The sequence below is a fragment of the Pseudogemmatithrix spongiicola genome (assembly GCF_030623445.1).
In the GTDB taxonomy this organism is placed as follows: domain Bacteria; phylum Gemmatimonadota; class Gemmatimonadetes; order Gemmatimonadales; family Gemmatimonadaceae; genus Pseudogemmatithrix; species Pseudogemmatithrix spongiicola.
In genome coordinates, this window is record NZ_CP130613.1 from 3,127,083 (window position 1) to 3,149,019 (window position 21,937).

Consider the following 21,937-nt stretch of genomic DNA (forward strand, 5'->3'; position numbering starts at 1 on the left):
GACGCTTGCTGCCGACAAGCGCAGGTGCGGTAGCGGTTGTGGGGCCTCAGCCTCATCTTGAACAAGGTCTGCTGAGGCCCCACAACCGCATCTTATGGGAGCGCTTGCAGCAGAAGCATACGTTATCGCGACTTGTGCCGGGGGACAGGCGATCCGCCGCATTCGCGTCGCGGGAAGTGCGTCGTGATCCGCAAGTTCGTCGCCAGTGCTTTGGGGGTCCGCGCCGAACGGTTCTGCGTGTGAGTGTCCCGCGAGACTCCGCGACCTACGGTCTGATCCTGGCGGACGGCCCAGGCCGCTCGACGGGCATCGCCTACGCGTCCCGCGCGGTTAGTGCGCTCCGCCGCGCGCGCCGACGACGCGCGCGATAACGACGCTTGCTGCCGACAGCTGCGGCTAGGGTAGCAGTTGTGGGGCGGCCGCCCTGTGGGGCGTGGGACGGCCTAGCGGCCGCCCCACAACTGCATCTTATTGAAGCAGCTGCAGCAGAAGCACACGTTATGCCGACGGAGCGCGTGCCCCATGCAACTACGCAACGGTCGAGTGGTTCTCCTGATTCTTGCTAGTGCCGCAAGCGCGGTCTTCGCGGTTCGCGGCGCGTCGAAGCGCGAACGGGATCAAACGCTCGACGATTCGCTTCCAACTCCGCGTTGGGATTCCGTGCTCTCCATCTGGCAAGATCGTGACGTCGAGATTCCCGACTCCGCGCGCGTCGGCGTACCCATGACGGTGCGCGTAACGACGACGCACTCGGACGCATGCGTGCGCACCGCTGGCACGGAACTCCGTGTGAGCGACCTCGTCGCCACGGTCCGTCCCCACGACTTCATCGGCACCGCGATGCCCTGCGGCTTGGCCGTGACCGATGTTCAGCACGAGACCGCAATCACCTTTCTCCGCACGGGCGTGGCGACTATTCGCATTGAGCGGCGCGGCGGGGTGCCCTTGGAACGTCGGGTCGTTGTCCGCTGAGGCCGCGGCATAACGACGCTTGCTGCCGATGAACGCGGTGCGGATGCAGTTGCGGGGCGGCCGCGCTGTAGAGCACGGACCGGCCTAGCGGCCGCCCCGCAACTGCGTCTTATTGGAGCGTTCACAGCAGAAGCACACGTTATCGCGACTTGTGCCGGGGGACAGGCGATCCGCCGCATTCGCGTCGCGGGAAGTGCGTCGTGATCCGCAAGTTCGTCGCCAGTGCTTTGGGGGTCCGCGCCGAATGGTTCTGCGTGTGAGTGTCCCGCCAGCTGCCGCGACCTGCGGACGGAGCCTGGCGGACGACCCAGGCCGCTCGACGGGCATCGCCTATGCAGCCCGCGCTGTTTGCGCGCTCCGCCGCGCGCGCCGACGCCGCGCGCGATAACGACGCTTGCTGCCGACAGCTGCGGCTAGGGTAGCAGTTGTGGGGCGGCCGCCCTGTGGGGCGTGGGACGGCCTAGCGGCCGCCCCACAACTGCATCTTATTGGAGCAGCTGCAGCAGAAGCTCACGTTATCCGGAAGGTGCGCATGCGTAAGAGAACTGCAATGTTTCTCGCGTTTCTGGGCATCATCCTCGCCTGCCCGCTGGGAGCGCTGCACGCGCAGAGTTCACGCTACTGCGCCGGTTTCGAGGACGGCTTCAAGTCAGAGAAGGGCGCCTACGCCTTGGTTCCGCTCTGCCCTCTCGAACCGATTACCCCACTTGGTAGCACACCCTACAGAGAGGGATACCTGGCAGGCGTTCGCCGAGGGCGCGCGTCAGACGGATACTCGGCGCCGGCACCGCGCGGTCGATCCCAATCCGATGAGTTCTGCGAGGGATTTGAGGAGGGTTGGAAGGCCCGGCTTGGCGACGGAAGCCTCGTTCCTATCTGTCCCATCGCGCCCATTACTCCAGTTGGCAGCACGCCCTACCGCGAAGGAATCCGTTCTGGCATGGCTGCGGCTGACCGCTCGGGGCGCTCAAGGACATCCATCGGCGGAAGTTCAGGCGGCAATGAACAACAGGAGTTTTGTGACGGTTTTGCGGTGGGCTGGAAGACAATCAAGGGCGATCTAAGCATCGTTCCGATTTGCCCCATCGCACCAATCACTCCGCTCGGAAGCACGCCATATCGCGAGGGGCTGAAGGCAGGCGTTGAGCGAGCAAGACGCTAGTAACCGACAGCCTCCGGATAACGACGCTTGCTGCCGACAGCCGCAGGTGCGGATTGGGTTGGGCGGGGCGTCCGTGATGGCCTAGGTTGGTTGCGGACGCCCCGCCCAACCCTTCTTATTGGAGCGGCTGCAGCAGAAGCATACGTTATGGCGACTCAGCCGGCCTCGAGGATGCGATGAGATCTCTTGCAATGCCCGTCGTGCTTGCTGCTGCAATCGCCGTGGCGTGCTCGAGTGCACCTGATGCTCGCAGCGATAGCAGTGCGGCGGTGCCCGAGGCGGAGCTGAGTCTCGCCCTCGACACTGCCGTGTTCTTGGACAGCGCCGATGCGCTCATCGCACGACAGCAATCCGTCGGCCTCGCCACCGTTGACGAGGATGGTCGCCCGCGCGTGCGGACGGTCGGGGCCTTCCGTCTCGCGCGCCCCGCCACCGCGCGCGACCGCTTCACGGTGTTCGTCCTGACCCGCACCAATACGCGCAAGGTCGAACAGTTGGCGCGTAACCCCGCCGTCACGCTGTACTTCGACGAAGACGAGCGGACGAGCTATGCGACCGTGATGGGCCACGCCATCATCCATCGGGATCCGCAGCTGCCGCGCCTCCAGGAGTTCCTCGACTCGGCGACCATTCGCTTCTTCTGGCCCGACTATCCGCGGGACTTCGTCATGCTCGAGATCACGCCCGACTGGTTGGAGTTCATGGGGCCGGGGCTCTGGAACGATCCGAACAATTGGCGCCCCCGCGCCGTCGTCCTCCGGTAAGCGCGTCGCGGCCCGCGTGCGCGCGCCATAACGACGCTTGCTGCCGACAGCTGCGGCTGCGGAAGCAGTTGTGGGGCGGCCGCCCTATACAGCATGGGACGGCCTAGCGGCCGCCCCACAACTGCATCTTATTGAAGCAGCTGCAGCAGAAGCTCACGTTATACCGAGCCGTGCAAGCGGACAGCTATTGGGCTATCTTGATTCGACGCCTCGACACCGGACGAGACCTATGGTGCGCTCCCCCGATACCCTAGAACGCGAACTCCTGCACCTGCCGAAGGCCGACCGTGCGCGGCTGGCACAGGTGCTGCTCGCGAGCCTCCACGCGGAAGAGGCCGCGGCCTCGCCTGCCGAGGTCGAGGCCGCTTGGGAAGCAGAGATCGCGCGCCGCGTGGACGAGTTGCGCAGCGGGACCGTGGCCGGCATCCCCGCGGAGCAAGTATTCGCGGAAGTACTCGACCGATAAGCCCGGCCGTGCTGCGGTCGGTCGTTTTCCATCCCGAAGCCCGAATCGAGTTCCGCGCCGCGGTCGCTGAGTACGAGGCAGAGCGCGACGGGCTGGGGCGCGCGATGGCCCGAGAGGTGCGCGAGCTGGTCGAGCTCGCGCGCGCGTTCCCCCAGATGGGATCGCCCTACTCCGTGCCAGGGGTTCGTCGGCTCTTCCCCCGCACGTTCCCGTACGCCCTCGCCTATCTCGTAGTGGACGACACCTTGTTCATCGTGGCCGTCGCGCACGGCCGGCGCGAGCCCGACTACTGGCACAAACGGCTCTCGGCACCGACGGGGCCGGTATAACGACGCTTGCTGCCGACGGCCACTTTTCGGTAGCGCGGGCTGCGCCCGCGCGTTCTATTGGAGTGTCCGCAGCAGAAGCTCACGTTAGCTCGACGCGCCGGAGCCTTGCGTGACACACGGGTTGCCCAACGACTCCCGCTCATGCGAACGATGCCATGCGCCCGCTACCCGCGTCCTGACGCATTTCGTTGATGACGCGCCTCATGCCGCGCCGCTCTGCGAACGCTGCTGGTCCATGCAACGCCAGCTCGTCGGTGCCGAGATCGTCGAAGGGCCACTCGCCTGGGGCGAGGACTGGCGTGAAGTGCTGGGATGGCTCGATCGCATGCTCGCGCACGCGCAGACCCGCCGGCTGCGGCATCTCGTCGCCGTCGAGCTCGCGCGGCAGGTCCCGCACCTCCCGTCCCCTCCGCCTCGTGTCGCCCGCGACTTGCTCGATGAATTCGGTCTCGCCGCGAGCTAACGCCGCTTGCTGCCGATGAACGCGCTGCGGTCGCGGGGCTGGGGCGGTCGCCCTAGGGCAAGCGGGGACGGCGCGGTCTGGCGACCGCCCCACCCCCGCGTTCTATTGAAGCGTTCACAGCAGAAGCAGACGTTATCGCGACTTGTGCCGGGGGACAGGCGATCCGCCGCATTCGCGTCGCGGGAAGTGCGTCGTGATCCGCAAGTTCGTCGCCAGTGCTTTGGGGGTCCGCGCCGAATGGTTCTGCGTGTGAGTGTCCCGCCAGCTGCCGCGACCTGCGGACGGAGCCTGGCGGACGACCCAGGCCGCTCGACGGGCATCGCCTATGCAGCCCGCGCTGTTTGCGCGCTCCGCCGCGCGCGCCGACGCCGCGCGCGATAACGACGCTTGCTGCCGACAGCTGCGGCTAGGGTAGCAGTTGTGGGGCGGCCGCCCTGTGGGGCGTGGGACGGCCTAGCGGCCGCCCCACAACTGCATCTTATTGGAGCAGCTGCAGCAGAAGCTCACGTTATCGCGACTTGTGCCGGGGGACAGGCGATCCGCCGCATTCGCGTCGCGGGAAGTGCGTCGTGATTCGCAAGTTCGTCGCCAGTGCGTTGGGGGTCCGCGCCGAACGGTTCTGCGTGTGAGTGTCCCGCGAGACTCCGCGACCTGCGGACGGATCCCGGCGGACGACCCAGGCCGCTCGACGGGCATCGCCTACGCCTCCCGCGCTGTTTGCGCGCTCCGCCGCGCGCGCCGACGCCGCGCGCGATAACGACGCTTGCTGCCGACAGCTGCGGCTGCGGAAGCAGTTGTGGGGCGGCCGCCCTGTGGGGCGTGGGACGGCCTAGCTGTTGTTGGTGAGGAGGTTGTTCACAGGAGCGTAGCGGATGCAAGCTGGGGTTGCTGAGACGCTCAACCGGCACCCCGCCAGAGGCTCCTGTGAACATCCACAAGAATGCACGTCTGACCGTCGCGGGGCGACTCGCCGTCGCGACCGCCGTTCTGGGCGGGCAGGATCCCGCCGCCGTCGCCCGGGGCGCGGCCTGTTCCGTCCGCACCGTCTGGAAGTGGGTCGCCCGCTTCCGCACCGGCGGCGCGGCGGCGCTCGCGGACCGCTCGTCGCGCCCGCATCGCCTCACCCAGCTCCCGCGGCCGCAGCGCCGCGCGATCCTTCGGGGCCGCACCCGGCGGCGCTGGAGCTCGACGCGCATCGCCCAGGAGACGGGCATCCCGCTCTCAACGGTGATCCACTTCCTGCGCCGCCACGGCCTGCAGCGGCTCCCTCGGCTCGAGCCGCCGCGCGCGGTGCGCCGCTACGAGATGCGGGCACCGGGCGAGCTGCTGCACGTCGACACGAAGAAGCTCGGGCGCATCGGCCGCGTGGGGCACCGCATCCACGGCGACCGCCGGACCCGCGTGCGCGGGATCGGCTGGGAGGCGGTGCACGTCGCGGTGGACGCCTACTCGCGCGTGGCCTACGCCGAGGTCCTGCCCGATGAGCGCGCGGCGACCACGGCGGCCTTCCTCGCACGGGCGATCGCGTGGTACGCGGCGCTCGGCGTGCGGGTGCGCGCCGTGCTCACCGACAACGGGAGCTGCTATCGCAGCCACGCGGTGCGCACGCTCCTCCGCTGCGACGGCATCACGCACAAGCGCACCATGCCCTACACGCCGCGCACGAACGGCAAGGTCGAGCGGCTGATCCAGACGCTCCTGCGGGAATGGGCGTACGCGCGCCCCTACCCCTCCTCGCGGGTGCGCACGGAGTGGCTCGCGCGCTACCTGCGGACGTACAATGAGGCGCGCGGACACTCAGCCCTCAACTACCTCCCCCCCATGCTGCATCTCGCTGCGGCCCTGTGAACAACGTCCTCACTAACAACACCTAGCGGCCGCCCCACAACTGCGTCTTATTGAGGCAGCTGCAGCAGAAGCACACGTTATACCGACGTTGCCCTTGGCCATAGAATGCTGACGCATCATCCCGCAGCTCGAAGCACATTCCCGGCCTATAGCACGATCGCGACCAGCCTCGACGCGCTGGTCGAGGAACTGCGTCCGCCCTCCCCTCGCTTCGTCCTCTTCGTCGCGGCGGATGTGTCGGCGCAGTCTGATGCGGCGCTTGCGGCCTGGGCTGGGCGCGCGCTCGATCGTGGCGTCGCCTATGCTTGCTGCTGGGGACCGGGTTGTGGTCGCCTCGAAACCGCGTTTGACCTCGCGGCCATCGACCGCGAGACGGAGGTCACGCGCAACGATGGCGTGAGTGTGGTCGTGACTACGGCGCACGAGCGCGACTCGCTCCGCGAAGCCGCCTGGTTCGCCCTTAACGCCGCGTACCCTGCGGGCGTCTTCGAGGAAGGCACCGATGCGATCGTTCTCGCGGTCGTCGGGATGCCAGCGGAGCATCGCGAACTCGTCGAGTATCTCGAAAGCGGCGCGCCAATCTATAGACGCGGTATAACGACGCTTGCTGCCGACGAGCGCAGCTAGTGTAGCGGTTGTTGGGCCCCAGCCTCATCTTTTGGAAGGTCTGCTGGGGCCCCACAACCGCATTTTATGGAAGCGCTCGCAGCAGAAGCATACGTTATACCGCACACCGACGCCCCCAAGCGTGGCGCGGTGTTGACGTTTCCTCCCGAACGAGGCTATCATTGCCGCGGGTGTGCAGGGCGCCCCCCGTCCGCGGGAAGGACTGAGTCCACCTGGAGTCATTGGGGTTCGCATCTGAACGAACCTCCTGCCCGACGACAGCGGACCACGGGCGCTTCGGAGGCTCGTCATGTTCGTCGCACCGTCGCGTGCAGGCAACCTTCGCGCCCTCTGGCGCGCGCCGCACTGCGTCTCGTTGACATGCGCCACTGCGTGCATCGTCCTCACCGCGCCAGTGCTCAGCTTCGCGCAAACAGCGAGCGACCCGATCACCGGGGCTTGGTCCGGTCGCCTTGGCCGCTCCGCCGTTCCAAGTTATCCCGTCAGTCTCAGCCTGAAACTCGATGGGACGTCCGTTAGCGGGACCGTATCAACCGCTGACGGGAACGGAGAGGTTAGCATCGGCGCCTACGACACCGCGTCGAGCACGCTACATCTCGAAGTTCGGCGCGTCGGCGAGTCGTCTGCGTCGCTCGTCTTCGACGGTGTTGTCGTGCACGGCCTTGCGACCGGTCGCGTCTTGAGCGCGCAGGGCACCGGGACGTTCGTGCTCACACTCGATGGAACGTCACTGAGCGCGCCGCAAGCGAACCTCGCGACCATCAGCCGAGATGTGCTTCGGTCTGCAGTCGAAGAACTCATGAGCAACATCACCAGAGCCGCCGCGATCGTGCCGGCACAGCGATTCCGTTGGCGACCAGTCGGCACCGTGCGGTCGGTGGCTGAGCTACTGGGTCACATCGTCGACGCCTCCCTCTACTTCTGCGGACGCGCCACGGGGCACTCGGTGCAGTGGACGGATGCGAATGCACAAGTCTCTTTGGACAAGCAGGTGCTGATCGCGAAGCTGAATGACGTTGCCGCGCAGTGCAACGCCGCCGCAGGATCGGGCACCCTGGAAATGCTCGTCGCGAACTATGGCCACGCGAGTTTGCACTACGGCAACCTCGTCACGTATCTCAGACTCTTGGGACATGTCCCTCCCGCGGGTCGCTAACCGTGGCACACCGTCGACTTCCCGTGCGTCCAGATCTGGTGCAGCTGAGGCGCCAGGCAAAGGAGCTGTTGCGCGCTATCCGCGGCGGTGCAGCCGACGCCGTCCTGGAACTGCGCCAGCACCATCCCTCGCCTCCGGCTCCGGCGGATGCTCAACTCGCGCATGCGCAACTCGTGATCGCGCGCAGTTACGGCGCACCCAGTTGGATGCGACTCGTCCAGGCGGTGCAACTCGCCGATGCCATCTGGCGAGATGATCTTCCGGCCGTTCGTACAATCGTCACGGGCAATCCGGCGCTTATTCGCGAGGACGTCCTCTTCCGACCCGACAGCAATTGGGGGCCTCCGATGACCTACGCCGCCAACCTCGGACGCGACGCCATTGTTCGCCTGCTCTTCGCGCTCGGCGCCCGGGATCTCGAATCCGCCGCAGGGCGTGCTGCGCTCCAGGGAAAGTCCGAGACGGTGCGTTTGCTCTATGGCCTCGCGGGAAGTCCGTCGTTCGAATCGTTGTCGCTCGCCGGTCCCGCGTACACCCTCAGCGTGGAGGGAACGGCAACCCTCCTGGCTCTTGGCGCCCGTCTGTATGGCCCCAATGGCTTGGATACCAATGCCGTCGAGCACCTCCTCGGCACCGACAGCCGCGATCCCCTGGCGAAGCACCGCATTCTCGAACTGTGGATCCAGCACGGCTTCGATCCACCAGATTCGCCCATCATGGCGCTTCATCGCGGGCGCGTCGACCTCCTCGAGGCGCATCTCTCACGCGATCCGGCACTCGTTACAAGAACGTTCGACAAGTCCGACATATTTCCACTCGCCCCGGCATGCGGCCGGGAACCGTATACCGCACAAGGGACACCGCTACACGGGACGACGCTCCTGCACATTGCCGCGTATTTCGACGAACTCGCCGTCGCTGAGTGGTTGCTCGATCGCGGGATGGATCCCGATGCGCGTTCGGCTGTCGACCCCGACGGATTCGGAGGATACACAGCGTTGTTCTCTACACTCGTCTCTCAACGAAACTTCTGGGTCAACCATGGCAAGGGTCAGCCGGACGAAGCACGATTCACCAAACTCCTCCTCAGTCGCGGTGCCGACCCGAACGTGCGGGCGTCCTTGAAGGCCCGCCGCGAAGATGGGCATGGAGGCGGACCACTTCGCGAGTACCACGACGTCACGGCACTGGGGTGGGGCGAGCAGTACAGCGACAGGAGGTTCGTTAGTGGGGAGTCGCTGCGAATAGTACGAGCTCACGGCGGCCACATTTAGCTGGGCCGCGGGACGTTGCCGGGCACGGATGCCCGACGGAGCGCGTGCGGTATAACGACGCTTGCTGCCGACGAGCGCAGGTACGGTAGCGGTTGTGGGGCCTCGCCTTCATCTTCTCTAGGGTCTGGCGAGGCCCCACAACCGCATCTCATGGAAGCGCTCGCAGCAGAAGCACACGTTAGCCGAACTGGCAGGCACTCAATGCGCCTCAGGACATTTCGCACGGTGTGGCCGTCGCTTTTCCTCGCGACCTTCCTGCTGCCGTGGGCGGCGCCGGCCCAGACGTTCCCGGAAGGCTTCAGTCGCATTGACGCCGTACGTGAACTCAGCGACGGCCGCACACTCGCATTTGACGGTCTCGAGAAACGCCTGCTGGTGCTGGACTGGACGACGGGACGTGTGCGAGACATCGGGCGCCGAGGAGACGGACCCGGCGAGTACCAGAACGCGACTCAGTTGGTCCCGTTGCCTGGCGACTCGACGGTCCTTGTGGACGGCTTCACTCGTCGTTGGCTTCTCCTCCATCGCGACAGCATCCTTGCGACGCTTCCGCAAGAGCAGTCGCTGTTTCTCACGCAGTTCTTCTCGCCCGTGTTCGGCGGCGACGCCGACGGGCACGCGATTGTCACGGCAGCCATCCCGTGGACCGGCTCCGGCGAGCGCGCGATCTACAGCCGCAACCCCGCGTACGCGGACTCGCTTCTGGTGCTTCGGCTCAAGCGAGACAGCCGGAGGATTGATACCCTGACCGGGCTTCGCGGCCGGCCGTGGGGAGGGGTCGCCACCTTCACCCGGGGACGCGGCCGTGAGCAGATGACGTATTCGGCAAGGAATCCGCTGGCGGCGCCGGAACAGGCAATTATGCTGGAGGACGGCACCGTGGCAGTCGCCCGTCAGCACCCGTTCCGCATCGAGTTTATCGCTCGAGACGGCCGTCGGCGCCTCGGCCCGGTGATCGACTCGGTGCGCATCCTCGCCTCCTCCCGTGAACGACAGGCCGCGATCGCACGCGAGTGGTCGTTCGTGCCGCCGCCGCTCCCGACGGAAGCAGAATTCGGTGGTTGGCCAGACCTCGTGCCATCCTTCCCGGCGGATGCGCTCTTCCGCGTCCCCGGCAATCGGCTGGCGGTGCTGCGGCAGCCATCGGCCGCTGCGCCACAGAAGCGCATTGATATCCTCGACGCGAACGGACGACGCATCGCGCAGGTGCGGCTCTCGCAGGGGGAGCGAGTGATGGCATTCGGCGTCCGCCACGTGTATCTCGTGCGCACCGACGATGACGGGTTCTCCATCCTGAGCCGGCGCGAATGGTGAAGGAGCCGTGAACAGCCGGGGAGATAGGTAACACTTCAAACCGGGGACATGGGTAACACTTGGTGAGGGTGCCCGGTCATTCCCGGATGATGTAGTTCCGTTCGTCCATCTTCGCCAGCAGGATCTCGCCGAAGTAGATCGACCAGATCCCGTCCGCCTCTTCGGTGAAGCCGAGATGATAGCCGCGGAGCGCGTTCGCGATGAAGATCACCTTGGTGTTGAATCGGAAGGTCCCCACCGTCGTGACGCGCTTTACGATGTAGTGCCCGGGGTACTCGAGGGCCGGGAGCCGTGACGGATACTCGCGCGGCGAGGCATCGTACTGCGAGCCTGGCGGCTTCCCGCCGTGATGCGTGTGCGGCCGCTCTTCATTGTATTCCGTGCGGAAGGCATCGAATGCGCGCTGCTGGGACCGCATCGTGGCCCGGGGCGGCCGGATGGCCTCGCGCTTCAGGGTGCGATGCATCCGCTCGTGCGCCCCGTTCTCCTGCGGCGACGCGGGCCGGATGCGCTGGTGCTGGATGCCGAGCCGCATCCACCAGACGTTCAGGTGCGAGAGCCCGCAGATCGAGCGCGTCACGAACGGCGCGCCGTTGTCGGTGCGGATGGCGCGCGGCAGCCCATACTCCCGGAACGTGCGCTCGAAGATCGGCCGGGCGTCCTTCCCCTTCACGGACTTGAGGCCGTGGCATGTCAGCAGGAAGCGCGTGTGCTGGTCGGCGATCGTGAGCGGATAGCAGTACACGTGGTCCTGCGTGCGGAACTGCCCCTTGAAGTCGGCCGTCCACAGATCGTTCGGTACCGCGGTCACCGGATCGACCACGCCAGGATGCGTGCGGGGGGATCGCTTGCGGCGCGGCTGCACCAAGCCCTCGCGCTTCAAGATCGCGCCCGCGGTGCTCACGGCCGGCCAGTCGCGGATCTCCCCGTGCCGCGGCGCGAGCCAGTCGAGCAGCATCGCCGGGCCCCAGTGCGGATGCTTCCGCTTCGCGTCGATGAGCAGCGCCGCGATGTGGGCCGGCGTCCGGTTCGGGCTCGTGTGCGGCCGCCGGCTCTGCGGCTGCAGGCCCGCCATGCCGAGCTCGTCGACGCGCCGCACCAGCGCGTAGCCGGTCTTCCGGCTGATCTCGTAGCGCTCGGCCATCTCCGTCATCGTGTACAGGCCGCGCCGATACTCGCGCACGAACTCTTTCCGCTGGTCCATAGGTCTCGTCTCCCGCCACGGCATCGCAACCTCCCCGGTTGCGTGCCACGTTAGCAGTGTTACCTATGTCCCCGGTTTCGAGTGTTACCTATGTCCCCGGTTTGTACCCCGGCGCGCGGTCGGCTAACGACGCTTGCTGCCGACGAGGGCAGCTAGTGTAGCGGTTGCGGGGCCTCGGCCTCTTCTTGTTGAGAAGGTCTGCCGAGGCCCCGCAACCGCATCTCATGGAAGCCCTCGCAGCAGAAGCAAACGTTAGCTCGACGCGCCGGAGCCTTGCGTGACACACGGGTTGCCCAACGACTCCCGCTCATGCGAACGATGCCATGCGCCCGCTACCCGCGTCCTGACGCATTTCGTTGATGACGCGCCTCATGCCGCGCCGCTCTGCGAACGCTGCTGGTCCATGCAACGCCAGCTCGTCGGTGCCGAGATCGTCGAAGGGCCACTCGCCTGGGGCGAGGACTGGCGTGAAGTGCTGGGATGGCTCGATCGCATGCTCGCGCACGCGCAGACCCGCCGGCTGCGGCATCTCGTCGCCGTCGAGCTCGCGCGGCAGGTCCCGCACCTCCCGTCCCCTCCGCCTCGTGTCGCCCGCGACTTGCTCGATGAATTCGGTCTCGCCGCGAGCTAACGCCGCTTGCTGCCGATGAACGCGCTGCGGTCGCGGGGCTGGGGCGGTCGCCCTAGGGCAAGCGGGGACGGCGCGGTCTGGCGACCGCCCCACCCCCGCGTTCTATTGAAGCGTTCACAGCAGAAGCAGACGTTAGCCCGACTCGGACGGGCCCGTGCGAAACTCCGGTCGTCCTGCTCTGGTATCGTGGCCTTTTCTCGCTCCGCAACTACCGGCAGTGGCCTGCCGCGCGCCCCGCAATCCCGATTTAGCGATTGTGATGTACATCACGGTATCCGCGTGGTCCCGCCTCGAGCGTTTGCAGTTCACTGATTCAGGTGTTCCGCGTCTGTATTCTGAGGGGTGTGGCTATGAATCGTTTGAGGAGCGTGCGGCGCTTTCTTCTGCTTGTAGGTCTCACCGGATGCTCAGAGTCTGTTCCGGTCGCGGCAGTCGCTGACGATGCTGCCGGGAGGCAGTCGCGCCTTAGTGCGTACAGGCTGTCGCGCTGGACACCACGTTCGAGTATGCTGAGCGAACAGGCCGGCAATGCACTCTTGAGCACGGCTTTTTCCCTCGAGTCAATCGTTCGATTGCCTGCGGAGACCAACTCGCCAGTACCGCTCGCGAGCGGCGATACGGCGTACTTCCGGGATGTCGCAGTCTCGACGACGCACACAATTACCGCCACAGCCGACGGCCAGACCTTTCGTCTGGACCTTGTGTATCCAGACGGCTCGCGTGATCAGGGCGGGACGCTGACATTCCGATCGACGTTTAACGGGCAGAGTGACTGCTTCGTGTTCGGCTTAGGGTCGCTCTGTGGAGGCACGCAAATTTTCCTGTTCCTAGATGTCAACGTCCAGTGTGCGCCTGACGGGCTGTATCGACTGGAACCCTTCGTGAATGGAGCGCCTGAACCAGCTGGGATCGGCGAGTTTCAGCTGATTCCGATGATTCCTCCGGGGACCTACACCACTTACAACCAAGCTGACTTCATCACTCCGTATGACAGCGCATGTGCAGGCGCTGACGGGAGCATTCGGTGCAGGGGTGTGGAAGGTGAAGTGAGGAAGACGATCGCACAGAAGGGCTGCTTGCTCACGGCGGCCGCGATGGCGTTGAGTTACTTCCAAGTGGAGACGCGCCCTGATTCGCTCAACGCATGGCTGAATCGAAACGCGGGCTATGAGGGTCCGGGAGTGCTCAGATATTGGAGGATAGCCAATCGCGCCGCGGAGTCAGGCGTTCAGTTTACGGCGGGGCCCGTCCCGGTGAACACGATTGGAGGGCTGCGTGATCTCATTTGCCGCTATGGTCCGCAAGTCGTGAAAGTCAACACACGACAGGACGGCTCGACGCACTTCGTCTTGGCCACTGGCATAGCGCCCAATGGAAATGATGTCCGAATTGATGATCCGGGCAGCAGGTCCGATGTGCCGCTGCTGCGTGCGAGGTATGGCGGGTTCGAGTCGGTGAGACAACTACGTCGCACCACAGGTGCATTCGACACGCTTGGGACTGGGCTTGTCGTGACGGTCTTCTCGCCCGCTCACCTATTGCTAACCGATCCACTTGGGCGACGGGTAGGCTTTGATCCTTCGGCTGGACGCCTCTTCGCCGAGGTTCCTGGCAGCAGCTACGACTCCACAGCCGGCCTCTCAAACGTGCTCGATGACGACACCTTCGGTCCAGACGATGCGGAACAGCCGAAGCAGATCGAACTGACCGAGGCCGTCACGGGTGTCTACACCGTGGTCGTCGAGGGAACCGGGAATGGAACGTACGAACTCGCGACTTCACTTCTCGGGAACGGCAACCGGAGCGCGAGCATCAGCTACAGGGATATTCCCATCGCGGCTGGTGAGAGACACCGGTACGCCTTCGCATACAATCCTGATGCCGTCGGGATGCCGGGATCAACGGGCGCGGGGTCAGGTGGATTCTCGGGCGGCGGGCAAAGTGCGCAGGCCGATGCCATCCTGACGTATGCCCGTCCTGGCCAGCGTCAAACGACGCTGGTGCCAGGCAGCGCGCAATACCGCTTGCTCATCTTCTACGCGCCCGGTACCGTACCGGGAAGCTTTCTTGCCGAGTTGAACGGCAGCGACGTCACTGCCCTGTTCACTCCGGTCGCCGGATCATCTGAGATGGTGGAGATTCCCCTCGGCCCGGGGCGCAACGTGTTGAAGCTGCGCGCGGACGGAATCGGAAACAGTCGCGTGCTCTCCGACGCGGACAATCTGGTGTTTATCGTTCCGTGAGGCACTCGGCGCTGCTATTTCTCTTCGCACTCGCCTGCAGCGAGCGCCAGTCCGAGTCAGCGCCAGAGTCGGTGAGGGTGCGAGACCCCGAAGTGGCGGCCGGGTTGGCCCGGGTGGTCGCGTCAGGCCGACTCAGCGTGAGCGACGGCTTCGGATGCTCCATCGTTCCGCAGACGGGCAGCATCCTGTGTTGGGGAGCGGTGCCTGGGAGGGCTCCGTCGCGAGTCGGTCCATCGTACTCGTCGCAGGAGCCGCTCGTACTCGATGCTCCGGCGGGCTTGCGTTTTCGCGCGGTCGCCACTGGTGAGCATCACGGTTGCGCCGTGAGCACGTCAGACGACGTGTGGTGCTGGGGCAGGGCATGGGAAGGGCAACTCGGCAGTCGAGTACTCGTCGATTCAAGTCCAGCGCCGAAGCAGATCATCGGGCTCGGAGCGGTCCAGCGGCTCGTCGCGGGGCGCAGCCACAGCTGCGCGCTTGATACCGAGGGGCGCGTGTGGTGCTGGGGTCGTAATCACTACCGTCAGTTGGCGACTGGCGACACGCTTCCCCGTTCCGCACCGACCATCGCACTCGTCGATAGCGCCTTCGTCGACCTCGTGGCAAGCCCATCGGGAGCCTGTGGAGTCACGGCGGGCGGCGCGTATCACTGTTGGGGGGCCACCCCAGCGCTGCGCTCCGAGACGCCGACGCCGTTGCCGGCGCTGGAACCGCTGCGACAACTCGCCATCTCGGATTCGCATCTCTGCGCCCTCACGGTGAGCCAGACCGTCTACTGCCAAGGCGAGAACCGATACGGAGTCATCGGTGCCGGTGGGGCCGTGAGACTGGACGCGCGGCAAGAGGTTCCGTTCATCCTCTCATTTCCCGAACCCATCGCGAGCGTTTCCGTGGGTCCAATTTCTTCTTGCGCCGTCAGTACCGCGGGACAGGCGTACTGCTGGGGCTTTACCGGAAGCTCCGGGTTACTCGGAATCCCTGCCGACACCTTGTGCCGAGTACGCGCGCCGGGAAGCGGCTGCGTGAGGGGACCGAGGCCCGTTCGCACGGACCTGCGGTTTCAAGAGATTGTGATCGGCCTCGGCGAGTCATGGCGTTGCGGCCTGACGACGGATGACCGACTGGCCTGCTGGGGTCAAGGATCCATCGACGTCGAGGACCCTCCGCGAAGCGAACCCACCATCATCCCGTGGCCCGCGACACCGTAGCAATCTGATAGTCGCAGATTTCCGCGTCAAAGGCTTGCATGCGTCCCCCGACGCTTCCCGCGGGCAAGTGTCCGTGTGAGAGCGGTTGCAGCACGCGCACACGCCGAGGAGACTGGGCAGTTGACCGTCGAGCGCGGCGTAAGCGGTGAATGCATCTCGTCGTGCGCTGAGCGGGTACGAGCCCACGCTTCATCGCGCGGCGGGCTAACGACGCTTGCTGCCGATGAACGCGATGTGGAGTGGGTTTGGCGGGGCCGCCGTGATGTCCGAGGCTGGTTGCGGCGGCCCCGCCAAACCCTTCTTATTGAAGCGTTCACAGCAGAAGCACACGTTATAGCGACCACCCGTTCGACAGGAGGTCCCGATGGTCACGCGACTCTCCGAGCGCACGGCGCTCGTGATGTGGATTGCGATGGTGGTGCTTTGCCTGCTCGCGCTCGCGAACGTGGCGCTCGAGCCTACCGCCGGCGCTTGGCGCGGGTTGGGCGTCAGCCTCCTCGTCATGGGTGCGTGGTTTGGAATCTGGCGCCAGCGGCGACGGACACTCGACGGGACGCTCGACAAGCGATCGCCGCGTTAGCCCACGGGCCGGGTGCTCACACCGACCGCGTGCCTCCGACGCGTCGCGCTATAACGACGCTTGCTGCCGATGAACGCGGTGCGGTAGCGGGGCTGGGGCGGTCGCTCTTGTGCGAGCGGGGACGGCACGGTCTAGCGACCGCCCCACCCCCGCATTCTATTGAAGCGTTCACAGCAGAAGCACACGTTATGGCGACTGGATTCAGAGGGTCGATGCAACACCTTCCATAGTTCCTTCTATATGGAGGTTGTCGCGATGTTCATCCCCAGCCCGCACGGCTACACGTGGCAGCAGCGCGCTGAACTCTGGGCGCGCTATCGCGCCGGTGACTCGGTCCGCGAGATCGCCCGCGACCTCGCCAAGGATCCCGGCGCACTTCACGGCGTGATTCGCAAGCAAGGGGGCATCTCGCCGCGCCTGCGTGCACGATCGGCGTTGGCGCTGTCGCTCGACGAACGGGAGCGCATCTCGCGCGGGCTCGCCGCCGGCGAATCCTACCGAGCGATCGGCCGCGCCCTGGGCCGTGCCGCATCGACCATCAGTCGTGAGGTCGCACGTCATGGGGGCCCGACGAAGTATCGGGCCGTCCGCGCCGACGCGGTCGCGTGGAAGTCCGCGCGTCGGCCGAAGGCCTGCCGCCTCGCGTCCCGGCCGCGCCTGCGCTATCTCATTGCAGCGAAGCTGAAGCTGCGCTGGTCACCGGAGCAGATCAGCGCGTGGCTCCGCCGCACCTACCCGCACGAGCCGGAGTTGCACGTGTCGCACGAGACGATCTACCGCTCGCTGTACGTCCAGGCGCGCGGCGTGCTCAAGAAGGAACTGCTGAGGCACCTGCGCACGGGACGCGTGGTGCGGCGCGCCCGCGCCTCGACGCGCAAGGGCCAGGGGCGCGGGCAGATCGTCGATGCCATTCCCATCAGCGCGCGCCCGGCCGAGGTCGAGGACCGCGCCGTGCCCGGCCACTGGGAGGGCGACCTCCTCGCCGGCGGCGGCAACACGCACATCGCCACGCTCGTGGAGCGCACGTCGCGCTTCACGATCCTCGTGAAGGTCGAGAGCAAGGAGCCGGGCCGCGTCGTGCCCGCGCTCATCCGCCAGATCCGGCGGCTGCCGGCGCACGTCGCGCGCTCGCTCACCTGGGACCGCGGCAAGGAACTCGCGCACCACCAGCGCTTCACCGTCGCCACCGGCGTGCAGGTCTACTTCTGCGATCCGTACAGTCCGTGGCAGCGCGGCACCAACGAGAACACGAACGGCCTCCTGCGGCAGTACTTCCCCACGGGCACGAGCCTCGCCAACGTTACGCAGCGGCAGCTCGATGCCGTCGCGGCTCAGCTCAATGGACGGCCCCGCAAGACGCTCGACTTCCGCACCCCGGCAGAAGTCTTCGACGAAGCTGTTGCATTGATTGCTTGAATTCATCCGACCAGAGCCGGCGTTGCAACATTCGAACAGTTTCGCCATTCTTTGACTATGGTTGACCGGTCCCAAACCCTCGAATCGCTGACGGCGCAGGAGCGTATCGCGCTCATCGGCCGTCTCTGGGACAGCCTCGACCCGGCCGCTGCCGCCCCGCTGTCCCCCGCCCTCGCTGCCGAGCTGGATCGCCGTGAAGCCGAGGCCGACGCGGACCCGGACGCCGGCATCCCCTGGACCGCGCTCCGCGACGAGCTCCGCGCCCGGCTCCGCTAGGTGCCGGCTCTCATCGTCCGGGTCCGGGCACGGACCGAAATCGATGAGGCGTTCGAGTGGTACCGCGCCCGCTCTCCCGGGGCGGCCAGCGACTTCCTCGACGCCGTCGACCAAGCACTGACGCTCATCGCCGAAGCACCGGAGCGTTTTCCGGTCGTCCGCGGGCGCCTGCGTCGCCTACTGCTGGTCGGCTTCCCGTATGCCGTGTACTACAAGCTCTATCCGCGCTCGATCAGTGTGGTCGGTGTCATTCACGGGCATCGCCATCCCGACACGTGGCTTGAGCGCGCGGCGCCATAACGCAGCTTGCTGCTGACGGCCACGATGTGGATGGCGCGGGCTGCGCCCGCGCGTTCTATTGGAGTGTCCGCAGCAGAAGCACACGTTATGCTGACTCCGACGCCATCGCGCATCCGAACAGTCTTTGCGTTCGCGATAACTGGCGCGCTCGCGTGCGCCGACTCCTCGCCGGCACGCCTCGTGCCACTGTCGGATCCGTTCGTCTACAACGGGACTGCGGCGATCGGGCTTCCGGTCCTGGCGCTGACGAGCGAGGGCTCGCCGGTCGCAATCGCGCTTCAGGCGACCAGCGACCGTCCGGCGGTTGTCGAGGTCGCAGATCAGCGCCTGCAATGCCTGCGCGCTGGGGACGCGCGCGTTGACGTCCGGGCCGGCGCTCTCCGCGCAGCCTTCTCCGTACAGTGTCGCCCGATTCTGAGCTTTGGCCCGCCGCTGCAGACCGACTACATGGTGCTCGGCGGAGCGCCAATCCCCCTCAACCCAGTTGCGTATGACTCGAGTGGCCAACGGGTCACTGAGCTCCGATTCAGCGCGACGAGCGAGGACACGTCGGTCGTCGCTGTCCGCGCAGGTCTGGCAGTCCCGCGAGGCGTCGGTTCCGCGCGGGTGCGGCTCGATTTCGGCGGCATCGATACGTGGACTTCGATCGAGGTTGTGGCTCCGGTCGTGCGCGAGAACGTGCAGCTGGCAGAAGGAGAGTACCGGCAATGGGCGCTCGGCCCGGGCCGGTATGTGGCGCGGATAGAGAGCACGCGCGGCGGTTCCGTTCCCGCCATCGTCTGGCGGAGCGCCAACGCAAACTGTGCGTTCGACCCGAGGTCGCGCGCGACCCTGCATTGTGTCATTGCGGACTCGGGATCCGTCGTCGCGATCGCCCGAGCGTCGGCGGACGCATCAATCCTCATCGACCGGCGGGCCCGGTAGCGCGCAGCATAACGAGGCTTGCTGCTGTCAGCCACGCTATTGAAGCGCCCGCTGCGCGGGCGCATCTTATGGAGTGGCTGCAGCAGAAGCACACGTTATACCGACGTTGCCCTTGGCCATAGAATGCTGACGCATCATCCCGCAGCTCGAAGCACATTCCCGGCCTATAGCACGATCGCGACCAGCCTCGACGCGCTGGTCGAGGAACTGCGTCCGCCCTCCCCTCGCTTCGTCCTCTTCGTCGCGGCGGATGTGTCGGCGCAGTCTGATGCGGCGCTTGCGGCCTGGGCTGGGCGCGCGCTCGATCGTGGCGTCGCCTATGCTTGCTGCTGGGGACCGGGTTGTGGTCGCCTCGAAACCGCGTTTGACCTCGCGGCCATCGACCGCGAGACGGAGGTCACGCGCAACGATGGCGTGAGTGTGGTCGTGACTACGGCGCACGAGCGCGACTCGCTCCGCGAAGCCGCCTGGTTCGCCCTTAACGCCGCGTACCCTGCGGGCGTCTTCGAGGAAGGCACCGATGCGATCGTTCTCGCGGTCGTCGGGATGCCAGCGGAGCATCGCGAACTCGTCGAGTATCTCGAAAGCGGCGCGCCAATCTATAGACGCGGTATAACGACGCTTGCTGCCGACGAGCGCAGCTAGTGTAGCGGTTGTTGGGCCCCAGCCTCATCTTTTGGAAGGTCTGCTGGGGCCCCACAACCGCATTTTTCTGTGAAGCGGCGGCCCGCGTCAAGCCCCAGATGTGCTGACGCTGTTGCAACTCTCGATTGTGCCCGCGCGGCTCGAGGTGCTGCTCATCCTTCTGTTCGCGCTCACTCGTGAGGCCCGCGGCCTCGGCGCATTGGGGTCTGCGAAGGAGTGGTGGCGCCAACTATGGGTCGGCTCTCACCAGCGGCCATAAAATGCGTCGCGCTCACCACGCCCGATTCAGTCATCTCGATCCTACGCAGGTCCTGCATGCCCGCGGTGCTTACGCGGCGTGCACCGGCTCGCTCGGCGGCATCCGCAGCTGGCCCGCGTCATACGCCCGCTGATCCCGCCACATCGCATACAGGATGCCCGCGAGCCGCCGCGCCAGCGCGACCGCCGCGATCTTCTTGCCCCGCCGATGCAGGATGCGCTGCGCCCACGCGCGCAGCACCGCGGTGTCGGCCGCCTTCGAGCGGAGGATGCGCCACGCCGCCTCGACCAGGAGATAGCGCGCGCGGCGGTTGCCCGCCTTCGTGATGTGCCCGACCCGGCGCTTCTCGCCTGAGCTCCGCTCCCCGGGCACCAGCCCGAGGAAGGCCTCGAACTGGTGCGCCGACGGGAACCGGCCGACGTCATCCGCAATCGCGACGAGGCCGCTCGAGGTCACCGGCCCGATGGAGGGGGCCGTCTGCAGCAGCGCCACGATCGGGTCCGTGCGCCCCAGTGCCGCGATGCGCGCGTCCGCGGCCTCGATCTGGACGTTCAGCGGGCCGAGGACCGCGATCAACGGCGCGAGCTCGGCCGCCAGCGTCGACCCGAGGGGGAGCGCCGTGAGTCGCTCGACGAAGTTCGCGGCCGTGCTGCTCGGCACGCGCAGGCCGTCGCGGCGCACGAGCGCCTTGGCGAGCGCGATGCACCGCGTGCGCGTGCGGACCAGCGCCTCGCGCACCGCCAGCTCGGCGCGCACGTGGCGGCGCGCGGCCGACACGCGGTGCGCTGGCCGATAGGCGCCGAGCCGGAGCGCGTCGGCGAGGGTGCGCGCATCGCGCCTGTCCGTCTTCACGCGCCGACTCCGCGTGGCGTACATCGGCGCGAAGTTCGGGTCGGCGACAATCACCGCGTGGCCGAGCGCCTCCAGGTGACACGCGACCCATTCGCTCTCGGTCGACGCCTCGACGAGGATCCGCGCGGGCGGACGCGACCCCAGCACCGCCGTGAAGCGGTCACGGCTCGTGACGATGCGCCGCTCCGTCGCGTGCCCCTCCGCGTCGAGGATGCAGAGTTGGCTCTCGCGCTTGTGGAGATCAATCCCTATCATATCCATGGCGGCTGGCCTCCGCAGTGTGCCCCGTCGCGAGACGGTGAGCACGGTAGATGGTATGGGGCAGAACCTTGCACCCCGCGATGGGCGGAGGTCCAGCCGCCGCTTCATACCAACTATGGAAGCGCTCGCAGCAGAAGCATACGTTATGCCGGCACACCAGCCCTCGGGTGTGCCGCTGTGGTTGCGGTCCCTGCTGAATGGACGTAGCATATCCGCTGGGCACTTAAGCTTCCCTCAGCAACCTGGAGCCGATTTCATGCGCACCTCAAAGACTCGATTCCTGTACCTCGTCTTGGCACTATCGCTGGGTGCTGGCGTTTCAGGTTTTCGATTCATCCCGCGCGAAGTGTCCGCCGAAGTAGCCTGCGCTGATGGCAGCTGTGCCGCTTCGTGCCGGTGCACGGCTGAACCCCTCTTGTCCTGCAGAGGGGTCACCGGGAAGAAGTGCGTGTGCCCCAGCGCGGAATGACGCGCGCCTAACGGTCGCGCTGGACTTGCGCACTTCAGTCGCCTCGTACCACACGAAGCACGCGGCGGCTGGCTGGCGCCGCGTGGCGCTACGCGCCGCAGTATGCTTAGCGGTTCCGGCTACGCTCGCCGCAGCGCAGGATATTCCCGCGAGCGTACAGTGGCCCAGCTCGCGAATGCCGGGACCGGGACGTACGATTTCGCTTCTCGGCCCCCCTCGGCTCGTTGTCGGATCGCCCCACGGCCCCGAAGCGCAACTCCTTTCGGGGGTCGTTGGGGCAACCCTCCTGCCAGA

21 protein-coding genes are annotated in these 21,937 nt (G+C 66.4%); 19 read left to right on the plus strand and 2 right to left on the minus strand.

Annotated elements, in window-relative coordinates:
• Nucleotides 1–660 precede the first annotated feature (660 nt).
• The 10 genes from Strain318_RS14325 (at nucleotide 661) to Strain318_RS14370 (ending at nucleotide 10,375) form a co-directional block, all read left to right on the plus strand.
• Nucleotides 661–972: a hypothetical protein gene (locus Strain318_RS14325; RefSeq protein ID WP_367887966.1), complete on the plus strand. Its 312-nt coding sequence runs from the start codon at nucleotides 661–663 to the stop codon at nucleotides 970–972.
• 1,338 nt (nucleotides 973–2,310) lie between these two features.
• Nucleotides 2,311–2,898, plus strand: coding sequence for a pyridoxamine 5'-phosphate oxidase family protein (locus Strain318_RS14330; protein WP_367886376.1), 588 nt, complete (start codon nucleotides 2,311–2,313; stop codon nucleotides 2,896–2,898).
• 229 nt (nucleotides 2,899–3,127) lie between these two features.
• Complete coding sequence (locus tag Strain318_RS14335) at nucleotides 3,128–3,364, plus strand: addiction module protein (RefSeq protein ID WP_367885718.1); 237 nt, start codon at nucleotides 3,128–3,130, stop codon at nucleotides 3,362–3,364.
• Nucleotides 3,365–3,372: 8 nt separating this feature from the next.
• Nucleotides 3,373–3,693: a type II toxin-antitoxin system RelE/ParE family toxin gene (locus Strain318_RS14340; RefSeq protein WP_367885719.1), complete on the plus strand. Its 321-nt coding sequence runs from the start codon at nucleotides 3,373–3,375 to the stop codon at nucleotides 3,691–3,693.
• Nucleotides 3,694–3,928: 235 nt separating this feature from the next.
• Nucleotides 3,929–4,156, plus strand: a complete 228-nt coding sequence (locus Strain318_RS14345; RefSeq protein ID WP_367886377.1) for a hypothetical protein — start codon at nucleotides 3,929–3,931, stop codon at nucleotides 4,154–4,156.
• A 924-nt stretch (nucleotides 4,157–5,080) separates the two neighbouring features.
• Nucleotides 5,081–6,004: an IS481 family transposase gene (locus tag Strain318_RS14350; protein WP_367886378.1), complete on the plus strand. Its 924-nt coding sequence runs from the start codon at nucleotides 5,081–5,083 to the stop codon at nucleotides 6,002–6,004.
• Nucleotides 6,005–6,109: 105 nt separating this feature from the next.
• A complete protein-coding gene (locus tag Strain318_RS14355; protein WP_367886379.1) occupies nucleotides 6,110–6,631 on the plus strand; it encodes a DUF7684 family protein in 522 nt (173 codons plus the stop codon).
• A gap of 289 nt (nucleotides 6,632–6,920) precedes the next feature.
• Nucleotides 6,921–7,787 carry a DinB family protein gene (locus Strain318_RS14360; RefSeq protein ID WP_367886380.1) on the plus strand — a complete coding sequence of 289 codons (867 nt, stop codon included), beginning with the start codon at nucleotides 6,921–6,923 and terminating at the stop codon, nucleotides 7,785–7,787.
• A 23-nt stretch (nucleotides 7,788–7,810) separates the two neighbouring features.
• On the plus strand, nucleotides 7,811–9,061 hold the full coding sequence (locus Strain318_RS14365; RefSeq protein WP_367886381.1) for an ankyrin repeat domain-containing protein: 1,251 nt from the start codon (nucleotides 7,811–7,813) through the stop codon (nucleotides 9,059–9,061).
• A gap of 150 nt (nucleotides 9,062–9,211) precedes the next feature.
• Complete coding sequence (locus Strain318_RS14370) at nucleotides 9,212–10,375, plus strand: hypothetical protein (protein ID WP_367886382.1); 1,164 nt, start codon at nucleotides 9,212–9,214, stop codon at nucleotides 10,373–10,375.
• A 76-nt stretch (nucleotides 10,376–10,451) separates the two neighbouring features.
• Here the strand turns inward: Strain318_RS14370 and Strain318_RS14375 are convergent, their stop codons facing one another.
• The gene (locus Strain318_RS14375; protein WP_367886383.1) at nucleotides 10,452–11,579 is read right to left on the minus strand and encodes an integrase core domain-containing protein; all 1,128 of its coding nucleotides are present in this window, start codon (nucleotides 11,577–11,579) and stop codon (nucleotides 10,452–10,454) included.
• Between the two features lie 403 nt (nucleotides 11,580–11,982).
• Here Strain318_RS14375 and Strain318_RS14380 point away from each other — a divergent pair, with 403 nt between their 5' ends.
• The 9 genes from Strain318_RS14380 (at nucleotide 11,983) to Strain318_RS14420 (ending at nucleotide 19,802) form a co-directional block, all read left to right on the plus strand.
• On the plus strand, nucleotides 11,983–12,210 hold the full coding sequence (locus tag Strain318_RS14380) for a hypothetical protein (RefSeq protein WP_367886377.1): 228 nt from the start codon (nucleotides 11,983–11,985) through the stop codon (nucleotides 12,208–12,210).
• Between the two features lie 506 nt (nucleotides 12,211–12,716).
• Nucleotides 12,717–14,453, plus strand: a complete 1,737-nt coding sequence (locus Strain318_RS14385; protein ID WP_367886384.1) for a papain-like cysteine protease family protein — start codon at nucleotides 12,717–12,719, stop codon at nucleotides 14,451–14,453.
• Nucleotides 14,454–14,653: 200 nt separating this feature from the next.
• On the plus strand, nucleotides 14,654–15,661 hold the full coding sequence (locus Strain318_RS14390) for an RCC1 domain-containing protein (protein ID WP_367887933.1): 1,008 nt from the start codon (nucleotides 14,654–14,656) through the stop codon (nucleotides 15,659–15,661).
• A 364-nt stretch (nucleotides 15,662–16,025) separates the two neighbouring features.
• Nucleotides 16,026–16,241 carry a hypothetical protein gene (locus tag Strain318_RS14395; RefSeq protein ID WP_367886385.1) on the plus strand — a complete coding sequence of 72 codons (216 nt, stop codon included), beginning with the start codon at nucleotides 16,026–16,028 and terminating at the stop codon, nucleotides 16,239–16,241.
• 255 nt (nucleotides 16,242–16,496) lie between these two features.
• Nucleotides 16,497–17,657, plus strand: coding sequence for an IS30 family transposase (locus Strain318_RS14400; RefSeq protein WP_437436301.1), 1,161 nt, complete (start codon nucleotides 16,497–16,499; stop codon nucleotides 17,655–17,657).
• A 57-nt stretch (nucleotides 17,658–17,714) separates the two neighbouring features.
• Nucleotides 17,715–17,933, plus strand: coding sequence for an addiction module protein (locus Strain318_RS14405; RefSeq protein ID WP_367886386.1), 219 nt, complete (start codon nucleotides 17,715–17,717; stop codon nucleotides 17,931–17,933).
• Nucleotides 17,934–18,233 carry a type II toxin-antitoxin system RelE/ParE family toxin gene (locus tag Strain318_RS14410; protein ID WP_367886387.1) on the plus strand — a complete coding sequence of 100 codons (300 nt, stop codon included), beginning with the start codon at nucleotides 17,934–17,936 and terminating at the stop codon, nucleotides 18,231–18,233. It begins immediately after the preceding gene.
• An 87-nt stretch (nucleotides 18,234–18,320) separates the two neighbouring features.
• Nucleotides 18,321–19,157, plus strand: a complete 837-nt coding sequence (locus tag Strain318_RS14415; protein WP_367886388.1) for a hypothetical protein — start codon at nucleotides 18,321–18,323, stop codon at nucleotides 19,155–19,157.
• Nucleotides 19,158–19,280: 123 nt separating this feature from the next.
• A complete protein-coding gene (locus Strain318_RS14420) occupies nucleotides 19,281–19,802 on the plus strand; it encodes a DUF7684 family protein (RefSeq protein ID WP_367886379.1) in 522 nt (173 codons plus the stop codon).
• Nucleotides 19,803–20,130: 328 nt separating this feature from the next.
• Here the strand turns inward: Strain318_RS14420 and Strain318_RS14425 are convergent, their stop codons facing one another.
• A complete protein-coding gene (locus Strain318_RS14425; protein ID WP_367885697.1) occupies nucleotides 20,131–21,168 on the minus strand; it encodes an IS110 family RNA-guided transposase in 1,038 nt (345 codons plus the stop codon).
• Nucleotides 21,169–21,937: the final 769 nt, after the last annotated feature.

What these genes read in the sequence shown, in the direction of transcription:
- Strain318_RS14330 (WP_367886376.1), top strand. Translation starts at nt 2,311, where the DNA reads ATGAGATCTCTTGCAATGCCCGTCGTGCTTGCTGCTGCAATCGCCGTG.
- Strain318_RS14400 (WP_437436301.1), top strand. Translation starts at nt 16,497, where the DNA reads ATGTTCATCCCCAGCCCGCACGGCTACACGTGGCAGCAGCGCGCTGAA.
- Strain318_RS14335 (WP_367885718.1), top strand. Translation starts at nt 3,128, where the DNA reads ATGGTGCGCTCCCCCGATACCCTAGAACGCGAACTCCTGCACCTGCCG.
- Strain318_RS14345 (WP_367886377.1), top strand. Translation starts at nt 3,929, where the DNA reads ATGCAACGCCAGCTCGTCGGTGCCGAGATCGTCGAAGGGCCACTCGCC.
- Strain318_RS14385 (WP_367886384.1), top strand. Translation starts at nt 12,717, where the DNA reads ATGCTGAGCGAACAGGCCGGCAATGCACTCTTGAGCACGGCTTTTTCC.
- Strain318_RS14370 (WP_367886382.1), top strand. Translation starts at nt 9,212, where the DNA reads ATGGAAGCGCTCGCAGCAGAAGCACACGTTAGCCGAACTGGCAGGCAC.
- Strain318_RS14425 (WP_367885697.1), bottom strand. Translation starts at nt 21,168, where the DNA reads ATGATAGGGATTGATCTCCACAAGCGCGAGAGCCAACTCTGCATCCTC.
- Strain318_RS14355 (WP_367886379.1), top strand. Translation starts at nt 6,110, where the DNA reads ATGCTGACGCATCATCCCGCAGCTCGAAGCACATTCCCGGCCTATAGC.
- Strain318_RS14415 (WP_367886388.1), top strand. Translation starts at nt 18,321, where the DNA reads ATGCTGACTCCGACGCCATCGCGCATCCGAACAGTCTTTGCGTTCGCG.
- Strain318_RS14360 (WP_367886380.1), top strand. Translation starts at nt 6,921, where the DNA reads ATGTTCGTCGCACCGTCGCGTGCAGGCAACCTTCGCGCCCTCTGGCGC.
- Strain318_RS14405 (WP_367886386.1), top strand. Translation starts at nt 17,715, where the DNA reads ATGGTTGACCGGTCCCAAACCCTCGAATCGCTGACGGCGCAGGAGCGT.
- Strain318_RS14380 (WP_367886377.1), top strand. Translation starts at nt 11,983, where the DNA reads ATGCAACGCCAGCTCGTCGGTGCCGAGATCGTCGAAGGGCCACTCGCC.
- Strain318_RS14420 (WP_367886379.1), top strand. Translation starts at nt 19,281, where the DNA reads ATGCTGACGCATCATCCCGCAGCTCGAAGCACATTCCCGGCCTATAGC.
- Strain318_RS14375 (WP_367886383.1), bottom strand. Translation starts at nt 11,579, where the DNA reads ATGGACCAGCGGAAAGAGTTCGTGCGCGAGTATCGGCGCGGCCTGTAC.
- Strain318_RS14395 (WP_367886385.1), top strand. Translation starts at nt 16,026, where the DNA reads ATGGTCACGCGACTCTCCGAGCGCACGGCGCTCGTGATGTGGATTGCG.